Genomic DNA, 12925 nt, shown 5'->3' with positions numbered 1-12925 from the left:
GTGGAGTCATGGAATCCTCGCGCGCCCCCCGCGACATCGAAACCCGCGCCGACCTCGACACGCTCCTGCGCCGCTTCTACACGACGGCCTTCAAGGACTCCCGGATCGGCCCGTTCTTCACCGAGATCGCGGGCACCGACCTGGAGGTCCACATGCCCCGCATCACGGACTTCTGGGAGAGCGCGCTGTTCCGCTCCGCGGAGTACCGCCGCAACGCCTTCACCCCGCACGCGGCCCTGCACTCCGCGGTCCCCCTGACCGCCGAACACTTCGGCCGCTGGAACCAGCTGTGGCAGGCCACCGTCGACGGCCTGCACCGGGGCCCGAACGCGGACCGCGCGAAGGCCACCGGCGAGCGCATGTCGATCGCCATGCTCAAGCGCCTCAACGGCGGCGAGGCGGACACCTCCGGTGACGGCCCCGGGTTCGTCCCGCTGGCTGCGGTGGAGCTGCGAGCCGCGTAGCGCTCCGCGGGGAGGCGAGTGCGGGTAAGTGCGTACCCGCGGGTGCGTCGTGGCCGGGCGCGCAGTTCCCCGCGCCCCTTCGGGGCGCTCCCCTCAGCTCTACGAGACCTTCAGGCCCTCGTACGTCACCCCCGTGAGCTGCTCCGAAGCCACCCAAAGCCGCTCCCCCGCCACATCGTTCAACGTCCACGCGGCCCGCCACGACTTCGTCGGCGCCCCTCGCCAGCCCTGGAGCTTCGGCCCCGTGAAGGAGTCGGGACGCACCCCGGGCGCGGTGGCGGCGTACAGCGTGGGCAGGGCGCCCGCCTCGGCGGACTGGGCGAAGATCCTGTTGCCGAGCTCGGCGGCGCGCTCCTTCAGCCTGCTGCCCTCGATCTTGGCGCCCGCCGTCTGCAGATTGGTGCTCGCATAACCGGGGTGCGCGGCGGCCGCCACGACATCGGAGCCCACCGTCCCGAGCCGGCGCGCCAGTTCGTGGATGAACAGCAGGTTCGCGGTCTTGGAGCGGCCGTAGGCGATCCAACGCCGGTATTTCCGCTCGCTGTTGAGGTCGCCGATGTCGATGTTCGACAGCGCGTGGAATCCGCTCGACACACTCACCACCCGCGCCCCCGCCGTCGCGAGCAGCTTGGGCAGCAGCAGCCCGGTGAGCGCGAAGTGCCCGAGGTGGTTGACCCCGAACTGCGTCTCGAAGCCGTCCGCCGTCCTGGCGTAGGGCAGCGCCATGACGCCCGCGTTGTTGATCAGCAGGTCGAGGCCCTCGTGCGCGTACCCGGCCGCGAAGTCCCGTACGGCCGTCAGGTCGCCGAGGTCGAGCACCCTGAACTCGACCTGCGCGTCCGGGACTTCACCGAGGATCCGCGACTCCGCTTCCTTGCCGCGGGCCTCGCTGCGGCAGGCGAGGATCACCCGGGCGCCCCGACGGGCCAGTTCGCGTGCCGTGACAAGGCCGATGCCGCTGTTGGCGCCGGTGACCACCGCGGTGCGGCCGCTCTGGTCGGGGATGTCGCTCGCGTTCCAGCCCGTCATGGCGGGGTCCTTCCGGAAGACGTGGTTGTTACTCCAGCGTTAGTACGTCAGCGTACGGCCGGAAAGCGCCCACGGCACCGGTCCAAGAGCCCCGCAACAGGGCGCACACAAGGCCTTTACGCGGCCGCGCCACCGTCGATCACCAGGTCGGTGCCGACCACGGAAGCGGCGTCCTCGGAGGCCAGGTACAGCACCGCGGCCGCCACTTCCTCGGCCGACGAGACCCGGCCGAGCGGCGACTGCTCCTTCATCCGCACCGCACGCTCCGCTTCGCTCTCGCCGGGCAGCAGCGACATGGTGGTGGCGGAGGCGCCGGGGCTCACGGCGTTGATGCGCACGCCGTCGCCGATGTGGTCGAGGGCGGCGCCCCGGGTGAGCGCGGAGACGGCGGCCTTGGAGACGCCGTAGGCGGTGGTGCCCGGGATGCGGGTGTGCGGGCCCAGGTTGGAGGAGATGTTGACGATCGCGCCGCCGCCCTCCTGCCCGCGCATCTGGGCGACTTCGGCCTGCAGGGACAGCAGGACGCCGGTGACGTTGATGTCGAGCAGCGTCTGCCAGTCGTCCTCGGCGACGTCGGCGATGGGCCCGGCGCCACGGAAGACCCCGGCGTTGTTGACGGCGACGTCGAGCGACCCGAACCGCTCGACGGCGGCTCGGACGAGCGCCTTCACGTCTTCGGAGCGGCTGACATCGGCGGCGTGGGCGTACCCGGTGCCGCCCTGCTCCTCGATGAGCGCGACGGTCTCCTTCAACGGACCTTCACCGCGCCCTGCGACGACGACGTTGGCCCCTTCGGCGGCAAGGGCGAGCGCGATGGCACGCCCGAGCCCGGAGCCGGCGCCGGTGACGAGGGCGGTCTTGGCGGTGAAGCGAGCGGTGCGGGACATGATGAGCCTCTCCTCTTTGCGGCTAAACCGCCGCCGCTCTCGCGGACCGGGTTCTCGCCGTCGTGGTTTCTCAATTGATGGTTGCGGTGGAGATTGGGGCATGGTGCCCACGCATCAGCAATGCACTGAGCGGTAGTTCAGAAGAGCAAGCAGCGCGAACCCGGCGGCCGCGGCGGCCAGCGAGGGCCCGTCCCCGCCCACGGCGAGCACGAGGGCGAACACGACGGTCGCCCCGAGCTCCATGGCCGTGTTGAGCACGCCCCCGGCCAGGCCCGCCTCCCCGGGCGGCACCCCGTCCGTGGCGAGCACGGCGGCCCCCGCGAAGGAGGCGGCGGCCCCGGCGGGCAGCAGGAGCAGGCCGGGCAGCAGCCCGGTGACGTACGGCAGTGACGGAGTGAACCCGGCGAGCGCGAGCAGCCCGAGCCCGGCCGCCCCGACGAGCAGCCCGCCACCGGCGACCCGCCCCGCCCCGTACCGCCCGATGAGCGGTCCGGCCAGGCGTCCCGAGAGGATCAGCGCGGCGGCAAAGGGCACGAAGGCGGCGGAGGTCTCCAGCGGCGACCAGCCCCTGCCCTCCTGCAGATGCAGCGAGAAGAGCACAAAGGTCGTCGAGGTACCCGCCGCGGTCAGCGCGATCGCGACGAGCCCGAGGCCCCGCCTGCGGTTCAGCAGGAAGCGCGGCGGCAGCAGCGGCGCGACGACCCGCCGCTCGACGGCCAGAAACCCGAGGAGCAGGCCGATGCCGGCGAGCAGGGGCAGGAGCACCTCGTACGCAGTCCAGCCGTACGCATCCGAGAGCACGAGCCCGTAGCTCGCGAGGACGACGCCACCGGTGGCGAGCCCGGCCCCCGCCGGATCGAGGCCCGGCTTCTGCTCGGCAGGGGGTGCGTCGGGCAGCAGCCGGGGCGCGAGTAGCAGCGCCCCGACGGCCACCACGAGCGGCACGGCGAAGGCCAGGCGCCAGGACGTCACCGCGGAGATGACCCCGGCGAGCAGATTCCCCGCGGTCGCCCCGAGCATGGAGAGCCCGCCCCAGGTCGCCATCGCCCTGCCGTACGCGGCCGGCTCGGGGAAGACGGACCGCAGCACGGCCATGGCGGCGGGCGCCACGAGGGCGGCCCCCGCACCCTGCGCGAAGCGCGCCCCGAGCAGCGCCGGATACGACGGCGCCAGCGGCACGAGCACGGAGGCGGCCGCAAACCCGACGAGCCCCACCGTCAGCACCCGCCGCCCCCCGAACCGATCGGCAAGCCGCCCCCCGAACAGCAACAGCCCCGCGAAGGTCAGCCCATAGGCAGCACTGAGCAACACCAGCTCGGCCCGCACGAGCCCGAATTCCCGCCCGATGTGCGGCAGCGGCACGGCGATGGCGGCAAGCGTGAATATCAGCGTGACCTGCACGACCCCAAGCAGCACAAAGGCCGGCCCGGCCTTGCGCCGCACGACCTCGACCGCGGCCCCCTGGACCTGGACGCCACTCACAATCCCCCTCTTTCTGAACCGATCGTTCCATTATCAAGGCATGTAAAGGCGCGCATAATCAGCCCGTCCGGCGTTTGAGGACAATCTTCGGAAGCCGGCGGCAGCCTTACGGGAAGGGGCGGGGCGGGGCGAAAATCAATCCAGCAACCCCAACGCCTGCTCAGCCGCATCCCGAACCCGAGCAGGATCGCTCGAAGCCTTCCCCACGACCCGAATCCCCTGCATCAACACCAACAACATCCGAGCCAAAGCAAGCGGATCCCGATCCGAAGCAAGTTCCCCCTGAGCCTGCGCACGCACAAGCGCAGAGTGGAGAGGAGTCTCCACATGCCCCCAACTCACCTCCACCCGCCGAGCCGCAGCAGCATCATGCGGCCCCAGCTCCGCAGCGGTATTGGTGACAAGACACCCCCGCAACCGCACGGAGTCGTCCGCGGCCTCCGCCGCGAACCGAAGCACCAGCTCCCGCACGGCGGGCAGCACCGGCCCGGGCTGCGACAGCTCGGCAAGCAGCACCGGATCACGGCTCTGCGCATACCGGTCCATGGCCTTCAGGTACAGCTCGTGCTTGTTCCCGAAGGTCGCATAGAGGCTGGCCCGCCCGATCCCGAGATGCTCCACGAGATCCGCCATCGAGGTCGCCTCGTAGCCACGCTCCCAGAACAGCTCGAGAGCGGCCTGGAGCGCGGCATCCGGATCGAATTCCTTGGTCCTGGCCACATCGAGAACACTAGCCCTATCCAGAACGACCGGTCAAGAAAAATCCGCAAGACCCCACCCCCGCTACCGTCGAAGACATGAGCACAGGCAGCACTGGCAGCACCGGCAAGACCGGCAAGACCGGCAAGACCGGCAAGAAGATCACCGAAAAGCTCACAGCCGCCGCCCTGACGGAGGCAACCGGCAAGGACTGGCTCGGCTGGTTCACGGTGCTCGACAAGTGGGACGCCACCAGCAGGACCCACACCGAGATCGCCCACCACCTGTGCGAGCAGCACGGCGTGAACGGCTGGCACGCCCAGTCGATCACCGTCGGCTACGAGCAGGAGCGCGGCCTGCGCGAGGTCGGCCAGTCCCGCGACGGCGAGTGGAAGCTAGGGGTGAGCAAGACCGTCGATGCCTCGCCCGAGCGGGTCATCGAAGCGTTCGCAGACGAGTCCGTACGCCGCCGCTGGCTGCCCGACAGCACCCTCACCGTCCGCACCCACCGGCCGGCCGCATCCCTCACCGCGGAATTCGACGACGCCTTCGGCGGGGTGAGCCGCATCGACGTACGCCTGACCGTCCTCGCCCCCGACAAGGTCCGCATCGGGCTCGGCCACCTGAAGCTGCCCGACGCCCAGGCGGTGGCGACGTACAAGGAGTTCTGGCGGGACCGCCTGACCGACCTCAAGGCGCTCCTCGAAGGCTGAGACTTTCGACGGAGGCCGGGCGTCGCCACATTGGCGCAATAACTCTGTCGTAATCGCCCTGCATGGTTGATCGTTGGGCCGAGCGAAATCTCGGTTCGGTCCGGACGACCCTGGGGGCGCAGCAGCATGACCATCAGCCGACGACACCTCATCGCCACCACCGCGGCGGGCGCCACCGCCGGCCTGCTCTCCGCCTGCGGCTCCAACACCGGCCGTGACGAGGGGAGTTCGGGCGGCAAGCCGGTCATCGAGCAGTGGTACCACCAGTACGGAGAGGCCGGCACCGAGCAGGCCGTGAAGCGGTACGCGGACGCGTACGACAAGGCCGACGTCAAGATCCAGTGGCGGCCCGGCAACTACGACCAGCAGCTCGCGTCCGCCCTGCTCACCAAGTCCGGCCCGGACGTGTTCGAGTCGCCGGGCCCGAGCCTGGACCAGATCAAGGCCGAGCAGGTCGTCGACCTCACCGAGCTGATCGAGGACGTCAAGGACGACTTCAACCCGGCGGTGCTCGCCCCGAAGACGTACGAGGGCCGGATCTACGGCATCCCGCAGGTCATCGACATGCAGCTGCTCTACTACCGCAAGAGCCTCCTCGACGACGCGGGCGTCGAGCCGCCGCAGACGCTGGACGAACTGGTGGACGCGGCGAAAGCGCTCACCTCAAAGAAAGTCAAGGGCCTCTTCCTCGGCAACGACGCGGGCGCCGGCGTACTCGGTGGAACTCCCCTGTACGCGACCGGACTTGAGCTTGTCACGGAGGACGGCAAGGTCGGCTTCGACGACCCGGCGGCCGCCCGTACCCTCGCCAAGATCCGCCAGCTGTACGCCGACAAGTCGCTGCTGCTCGGCGCGCCCACCGACTGGTCCGACCCGTCGGCCTTCATCCAGGGCCTGACCGCGCTGCAGTGGTCGGGGCTGTGGGCGCTGCCCCAGGTGAAGAAGGAACTGGGCGACGACTTCGGCGTGCTGCCCTTCCCCAAGGACGGCGCCGGGAAGGCATCCGTCCCGGTGGGTGCGTACGGTGCGGCGGTCAGCGCCCGCGCCAAGGACAAGGACGCGGCGAAGGCGTACGCGAAGTGGCTGTGGGTCGAAAAGGCCGAGTACCAGGAGGACTTCGCGCTCTCCTACGGCTTCCACATCCCGGCCCGGATCTCCCTCGCCAAGAAGGCGGGCAAGCTCAAGGAGGGCGCGGCGGCCGACGCGGTGCGCTTCGCGACGGAGAGCGGGTTCGCCGCGCAGCCGCTCCTGTGGACCCCGAAGTGCCAGACGGACTACTCGGACGCGCTCAACCGCATCATCAAGGACGGCGCCAACCCGGAGAGCGAACTGAAGGCGGTCGTACGGAAGGTGGCGGCCGAGCTGGACCGGGTCAAGAAGTGAAATCCGGGCTCAAGTCCCGTCTGGGGACCCAGAACCGCACCCTCTGGTTCTGGGTCTTCGTCGGCCCGTTCGCGCTGGGCCTCGGCATCTTCACGTACGTCCCGCTCCTCTGGAGCGTCTACCTGAGCTTCTTCGACGCGCACAACACGGTCACCCCGGACGTCTCCGAGGACTTCGTGGGGCTCGACAACTACACGTCGATGCTGCGCGACGACTCCTTCACCGACAGCCTGCTCACCTTCCTCGTCTTCTCGCTCTTCATCGTCCCGGCGACCTTCGCGCTCTCCCTCGCCCTGGCCCTGATGGTGAACCGGCTGCGCCGCGCCCAGGCGTTCTTCCGCTCGGTCTTCTTCCTTCCGGCGGCGTGCAGTTACGTGGTCGCGGCCCTGGTCTGGAAGCTCTCGATCTTCAACGGGGTGCGCTTCGGCCTGGCCAACACGCTGCTCGGCTGGTTCGACACGGACCCGGTCGCCTGGCTGTCCACCACCGACCCGCCCTGGTACTGGCTGGTGATCGTGACCGCCCGGCTCTGGCTGCAGGCGGGCTTCTACATGATCCTTTTCCTTGCCGGCCTGCAGCGGATCTCCCCGCAGCTGTACGAGGCCGCGGCGGTGGACGGGGCCAGGCCCGGCTGGCAGGTCTTCCGTCACATCACGTTCCCGCAGCTCAGAGCCACCTCGATAGCGGTGACGCTGCTCCTCGTGATCAACGCCTTCCAGGCCTTCGACGAGTTCTACAACCTGCTGTCCGACTCCCGCGGCTACCCGCCGTACGCCCGCCCGCCCCTCGTCTACCTCTACTACACGGCGCTCGGCCAGGGGCAGAACCTCGGGCTCGGCAGCGCGGGCGCGGTGATCCTCGCGCTGATCATCGCGGTGGTGACGATCGGGCAGGCCAAGTGGTTCGGGCTCGGCAAGAAGGAGGCGGCGTGACGGATCGGTCCCCACGCCAGCTGGAGAACGCCGTGGTACGGGTCGGCCGCGCCCTGCGCATCGCCCTCCTGATCGCGCTGGCCCTGCTCTTCCTGGTCCCCTTCTACCTCCTCCTGCGCAACGGACTCGCCTCCGAGCAGGACATCACGGCCCCCGACTGGACGTTCTTCCCCTCCGAACTGCGCTGGTCCAACGTCACGGAGCTCTTCGACGACCCGAACGTCCCCTTCGCCCGCTCGCTCCTCAACTCCGCGCTGATCGCGGTCGCGACGACCCTCGGCACCCTGCTCCTGGCCTCACTGGCGGGATACGGCCTGGCCCGGATCCCGTACCGCCACGCGAACAAGGTCTTCTACGCCATCCTCGGCACCCTGATGGTCCCGGCGGCCGTGACCTTCGTACCGAGCTTCGTCCTCGTCTCGACGCTGGGCTGGATCTCCACCCTGCGCGGCCTGATCGTCCCGACCCTGTTCTCGGCGTTCGCCTGCTTCATCTTCCGCCAGTACTTCCTGGGCTTCCCAAGGGAGTTGGAGGACGCGGCCCGGGTCGACGGCCTCGGCTACTGGCGTACGTACTGGCGCATCGTCGTCCCCAACGCCCGCCCGGTCTTCGCCGCGGTCGGCACGATCGTCTTCATCGGCGCCTGGAACTCCTTCCTGTGGCCCCTGGTCATCGGCCAGGACCGCGAGGCATGGACGGTGCAGGTCTCCCTGTCCACCTTCATGACGTCCCAAGTGGTCCGCCTGCACGAGCTGTTCCTCGCGGCGGCGGTGTCGATCGTGCCACTGCTGCTCGTGTTCCTGGTGTTCCAGCGGTGGATCGTGGCGGGGGTGGAGCGGTCGGGGATCAGCGAGTGAGTGGGCATCGTGCGGGGAGCCACCCGCGCGGGCGCAGAAAGAAAGGGCACCCCCGCACAAGGGTGCCCTTTCTTTCTCTCTCACACCGGAGCCGCAGCCGAGTCGGTGAGGGTCAGGATTGCCCGACCGCGGCTCCGGAGCCAACTACGCCGCAAGCGGCGAGGGTTCAACGACTGTCGCTGCCCTTCGACTCGGCCGCCGCACGGCCCGCCTCGAGCCGCGCCACCGGAATCCGGAACGGCGAGCAGGAGACGTAGTCGAGCCCGACCTCGTGGAAGAAGTGCACCGACTCGGGGTCGCCGCCGTGCTCACCGCAGACGCCCAGCTTGAGGTCGGGGCGGGTGGCCCGGCCGGCCTCGACGGCGCTGCGTACGAGCGAACCGACGCCGTCCTTGTCGATGGTCTCGAACGGCGAGACCCCGAAGATGCCCTTCTCCAGGTACGCGGTGAAGAACGAGGCCTCCACGTCGTCGCGCGAGAAGCCCCACACGGTCTGGGTCAGGTCATTGGTGCCGAAGCTGAAGAACTGGGCGGCCTCGGCGATCTGACCGGCCGTCAGCGCGGCGCGCGGCAGCTCGATCATCGTGCCGATGGTCAGCTTCAGGTTCGTGCCCGTCGCGGCCTCGACCTCGGCGATGACCGCGTCGGCCTCGTCCTTGACGATCTCCAGCTCCTGGACGGTGCCGACGAGCGGGATCATGATCTCGGCGCGCGGGTCGCCCTTGGCGTTCTTGCGCTCGGCCGCGGCCTCCGCGATCGCCCGGACCTGCATGGCGAACAGGCCGGGGATGACCAGGCCGAGGCGGACACCGCGCAGACCCAGCATCGGGTTCTGCTCGTGCAGCTTGTGCACGGCCTGAAGCAGGCGCAGGTCGTTCTCGTTGGCGTCCTTGCGGGACTCGGCGAGCGCGACACGGACCGACAACTCCGTGATGTCGGGCAGGAACTCATGCAGCGGCGGGTCGAGCAGACGGACCGTGACAGGCAGTCCGTCCATCGCCTCGAACAGCTCGATGAAGTCCTTCTTCTGCAGCGGCAGAAGGGTGTTCAGGGCCTGCTCGCGCTCCTCGTCGGTGTCGGCGAGGATCAGCCGCTCGACCATCTCGCGCCGCTCACCGAGGAACATGTGCTCGGTGCGGCACAGGCCGATGCCCTGCGCCCCGAACCGCCGCGCGCGCAGGGCGTCTTCGGCGTTGTCGGCGTTGGCCCGCACGCGGAGGCGACGTACGCGGTCCGCGTACGCCATGATCCGGTGCACGGCGGCGACCAGCTCGTCGGCGTCGTCGGCGCCCGCGTGCATCCGGCCCTCGAAGTACTCGACGACCGGCGACGGCACCACCGGGACCTCACCGGCGTACACCTTGCCGGTGGAGCCGTCGATGGAGACGACGTCGCCCTCCTCGATGACGGTGCCGTTGACGGTCAACCGCCGCCGCTTGGTGTCGACTTCGAGCTCCTCGGCGCCGCAGACACAGGTCTTGCCCATGCCGCGGGCGACGACGGCGGCGTGCGAGGTCTTGCCGCCGCGCGAGGTCAGGATGCCCTCGGCGGCGATCATGCCTTCGAGGTCGTCGGGGTTGGTCTCGCGGCGGATCAGGATGACCTTCTCGCCGGAACGCGACCACTTGATGGCGGTGTACGAGTCGAAGACGGCCTTGCCGACGGCGGCACCCGGCGACGCGGCGATGCCGCGGGCGATCTTCTCGGCCTTGGCGTCCTCGTCGAAGCGCGGGAACATCAGCTGGGCGAGCTGGGCGCCGTTGACGCGCTGCAGCGCCTCGGCCTCGTCGATCAGGCCCTGGTCGACGAGCTGCGTCGCGATCCGGAAGGCGGCCGCGGCGGTGCGCTTGCCGACGCGGGTCTGCAGCATCCACAACTGGCCGCGCTCGATGGTGAATTCGATGTCGCAGAGATCCTTGTAGTGCGTCTCAAGGGTCTCCATGATCTGCATCAACTGGTCGTACGACTTCTTGTCGATGTTCTCCAGATCGGCGAGCGGCACCGTGTTGCGGATACCGGCGACGACGTCCTCGCCCTGCGCGTCCTGCAGGTAGTCGCCGTACACGCCCGCGTGGCCGGAGGCCGGGTCACGGGTGAAGGCGACACCGGTGCCGGAGTCGGGGCCGAGGTTGCCGAAGACCATGGAGCAGATGTTGACCGCGGTGCCGAGGTCGCCGGGGATGCGCTCCTGGCGGCGGTAGAGCTTGGCGCGGTCGGTGTTCCAGGAGTCGAAGACCGCGTGGATGGCGAGGTCCATCTGCTCGCGCGCATCCTGCGGGAAGTCCCGGCCCGCCTCGGTCTTGACGATCTTCTTGAAGCGCGTGACCAGCTTCTTGAGGTCGGCCGCCTCGAGGTCGGTGTCGACCGTGACCTTCTTGGCTTCCTTGGCCTTGTCGAGCGCGTCCTCGAAGAGCTCACCGTCGACGCCGAGGACCGTCTTGCCGAACATCTGGATCAGCCGGCGGTACGAGTCCCACGCGAAGCGCTCGTTGTTGGACTGCTTGGCCAGTCCCTGCACGGACTTGTCGGAGAGCCCGATGTTGAGGACGGTGTCCATCATGCCGGGCATCGAGAACTTCGCCCCGGAACGTACGGATACCAGCAGGGGGTCGTCGGCCTGGCCGAGCTTCTTCCCCATCGTCTTTTCGAGGGCGTCGAGGTGCGCACCGACCTCGTCACGGAGTGCCGCGGGCTCGTCCCCGCTGGCGAGGTACACCTTGCAGGCCTCGGTGGTGATCGTGAAGCCTGGAGGCACCGGCAGTCCGAGATTGGTCATCTCGGCCAGGTTTGCACCTTTACCGCCGAGGAGGTCTTTGAGGTCCCGGTTGCCCTCGGTGAAGTCGTAGACGAACTTCTGCTCTTTGTGTTCCGACACGGGACTCGACTCCTCGAGTGCTGGGTGGCTGCCCTGACGTCGAGGAACATACCCAGATCGAAGGCTTCTGTGGAGGTCCACCTAGTGGTCGTGCGGCCGTAACCACCCGTCCGCCCCCAGATCGAAAGTGACTCTTTGGTAGGCGAAGTTTTTAGGGCCCGAAGGAGCTTTGACCGAATCGAGGGTTTGAGTGCTCACATGAGCGCCACAAGGAGCACTTGAGGCCGAGTTGAGTTCAAGACTTGAACGCAAAAAGGGTGGCACGGAGTGCCACCCTTCATCGCGCACACACTCTCAAGATCCGCTCATGTGAGCAGGACCCTCCTCAAGGTGGCGAGAATCACGCGTTGATCGATCATCATTCATGACCGAAATCGCGGTGCGATGCTTACCCGCCGGAGGCGCCCCGCCGGCCCGCGCGCCGCTCAGCCACCAGAGGTGTCCAGTTCCGCGTCTTCGCTGATGCCCGCGCAGTCGTAGGGGTCCTTCAGCCAGCCGTCCGGCAGCACGACCCGGTTGTTCCCCGACGTGCGCCCACGCGGCCCGTCCGCTCCGAGCGGCCACTCCTGGTCCAGGTCCAGCTCGTCCAGACCGGCGCGGAGTTCAGCCAGCGAAGACGTGATGGCGAGCCGCTTGCGCATCTCGGAGCCGACCGCGAAGCCCTTCAGGTACCAGGCCACGTGCTTTCGGAAGTCGATCACGCCACGGGTCTCGTCGCCGATCCACTCGCCAAGGAGTGTCGCGTGCCGGACCATCGCGTCGGCGACGGTGCTCAACTGAGGCCGCTGGAAATCCGTACGCCCCTCGAACCCGGCAACCAGGTCCGCGAACAGCCACGGCCGCCCCAGACAGCCGCGCCCCACGACCACCCCGTCGCACCCGGTCTCGCGCACCATCCGCAGCGCGTCCTCGGCCGACCAGATGTCGCCGTTGCCGAGGACCGGGATCTCCGGGACGTGCTCCTTGAGGCGGGCGATCGCGTCCCAGTCGGCCGTGCCGCCGTAGTGCTGGGCGGCGGTGCGGCCGTGCAGGGCGATCGCGGTGACGCCCTCCTCGACCGCGATCCGGCCCGCGTCGAGGTAGGTGATGTGCTCGTCGTTGATGCCCTTGCGCATCTTCATGGTGACCGGCAGATCGCCGGCCCCGGCGACCGCCTCGCGCAGGATCGCCCGCAGCAGGTTCCGCTTGAACGGCAGCGCGGAGCCACCGCCCTTGCGGGTCACCTTGGGCACCGGGCAGCCGAAGTTGAGGTCGATGTGGTCGGCCAGGTCCTCCTCCGCGATCATGCGGACGGCCTTGCCGACGGTGGCCGGGTCGACTCCGTACAGCTGGATCGAGCGAGGCTTCTCGGTCTCGTCGAAGTGGATCAGCTGCATGGTCTTCTCGTTGCGCTCGACCAGCGCCCGCGTCGTGATCATCTCGCTCACGAAGAGGCCCTTGCCGCCGCTGAACTCGCGGCAGAGGGTGCGGAAGGGGGCATTGGTGATGCCCGCCATGGGGGCCAGCACGACGGGAGGCTCCACGACATGCGGGCCGATGGTGAGCGGAGAGAACGCGGTCATTGCCCCATTGTCCCGCACGGCCCGCCCTCCACGCGGAGGTCG

The 12925-nt window shown here is 69.0% G+C and carries 11 protein-coding genes; 5 read left to right on the top strand and 6 right to left on the bottom strand.

Translation table 11 applies throughout. The features are described from left to right. The first annotated feature begins 8 nt into the window (after window positions 1–8). The gene (locus OG430_RS32280; protein WP_327356160.1) at window positions 9–464 is read left to right on the top strand and encodes a group III truncated hemoglobin; all 456 of its coding nucleotides are present in this window, start codon (window positions 9–11) and stop codon (window positions 462–464) included. A 99-nt stretch (window positions 465–563) separates the two neighbouring features. Here OG430_RS32280 and OG430_RS32275 read toward each other — a convergent pair whose 3' ends face one another. The 4 genes from OG430_RS32275 to OG430_RS32260 form a co-directional block, all read right to left on the bottom strand. After that, complete coding sequence (locus tag OG430_RS32275) at window positions 564–1493, bottom strand: oxidoreductase (RefSeq protein ID WP_327356159.1); 930 nt, start codon at window positions 1491–1493, stop codon at window positions 564–566. 116 nt (window positions 1494–1609) lie between these two features. After that, window positions 1610–2380 carry an SDR family NAD(P)-dependent oxidoreductase gene (locus tag OG430_RS32270; protein ID WP_327356158.1) on the bottom strand — a complete coding sequence of 257 codons (771 nt, stop codon included), beginning with the start codon at window positions 2378–2380 and terminating at the stop codon, window positions 1610–1612. 114 nt (window positions 2381–2494) lie between these two features. Beyond that, a complete protein-coding gene (locus OG430_RS32265; RefSeq protein ID WP_327356157.1) occupies window positions 2495–3862 on the bottom strand; it encodes an MFS transporter in 1368 nt (455 codons plus the stop codon). Window positions 3863–3997: 135 nt separating this feature from the next. Continuing rightward, the gene (locus OG430_RS32260; protein WP_327356156.1) at window positions 3998–4582 is read right to left on the bottom strand and encodes a TetR/AcrR family transcriptional regulator; all 585 of its coding nucleotides are present in this window, start codon (window positions 4580–4582) and stop codon (window positions 3998–4000) included. 77 nt (window positions 4583–4659) lie between these two features. Between OG430_RS32260 and OG430_RS32255 the strand changes: the two genes are divergently transcribed. The 4 genes from OG430_RS32255 to OG430_RS32240 all read left to right on the top strand — a co-directional run bounded on the left by OG430_RS32255 (window position 4660) and on the right by OG430_RS32240 (window position 8446). Beyond that, complete coding sequence (locus tag OG430_RS32255) at window positions 4660–5274, top strand: hypothetical protein (protein WP_327356155.1); 615 nt, start codon at window positions 4660–4662, stop codon at window positions 5272–5274. A gap of 126 nt (window positions 5275–5400) precedes the next feature. After that, the gene (locus OG430_RS32250) at window positions 5401–6657 is read left to right on the top strand and encodes an ABC transporter substrate-binding protein (protein WP_327356154.1); all 1257 of its coding nucleotides are present in this window, start codon (window positions 5401–5403) and stop codon (window positions 6655–6657) included. Next, window positions 6654–7589 carry a carbohydrate ABC transporter permease gene (locus OG430_RS32245; protein WP_327356153.1) on the top strand — a complete coding sequence of 312 codons (936 nt, stop codon included), beginning with the start codon at window positions 6654–6656 and terminating at the stop codon, window positions 7587–7589. The genes OG430_RS32250 and OG430_RS32245 overlap by 4 nt, the downstream gene beginning before the upstream one ends. A gap of 20 nt (window positions 7590–7609) precedes the next feature. After that, window positions 7610–8446, top strand: a complete 837-nt coding sequence (locus tag OG430_RS32240; RefSeq protein ID WP_327359317.1) for a carbohydrate ABC transporter permease — start codon at window positions 7610–7612, stop codon at window positions 8444–8446. A gap of 166 nt (window positions 8447–8612) precedes the next feature. On the opposite strand, the gene ppdK is transcribed toward OG430_RS32240, so the two are convergent. Continuing rightward, window positions 8613–11321 carry a pyruvate, phosphate dikinase gene (ppdK, locus tag OG430_RS32235; RefSeq protein ID WP_327356152.1) on the bottom strand — a complete coding sequence of 903 codons (2709 nt, stop codon included), beginning with the start codon at window positions 11319–11321 and terminating at the stop codon, window positions 8613–8615. A 425-nt stretch (window positions 11322–11746) separates the two neighbouring features. Next, window positions 11747–12883, bottom strand: coding sequence for a tRNA dihydrouridine synthase DusB (gene dusB, locus OG430_RS32230; RefSeq protein WP_327356151.1), 1137 nt, complete (start codon window positions 12881–12883; stop codon window positions 11747–11749). Window positions 12884–12925: the final 42 nt, after the last annotated feature.

The organism is Streptomyces sp. NBC_01304 (assembly GCF_035975855.1).
In the GTDB taxonomy this organism is placed as follows: Bacteria; Actinomycetota; Actinomycetes; order Streptomycetales; family Streptomycetaceae; genus Streptomyces.
The sequence above is the reverse complement of the archived record's forward strand: the minus strand, read 5'-3'. Positions and strand labels throughout refer to the sequence as shown.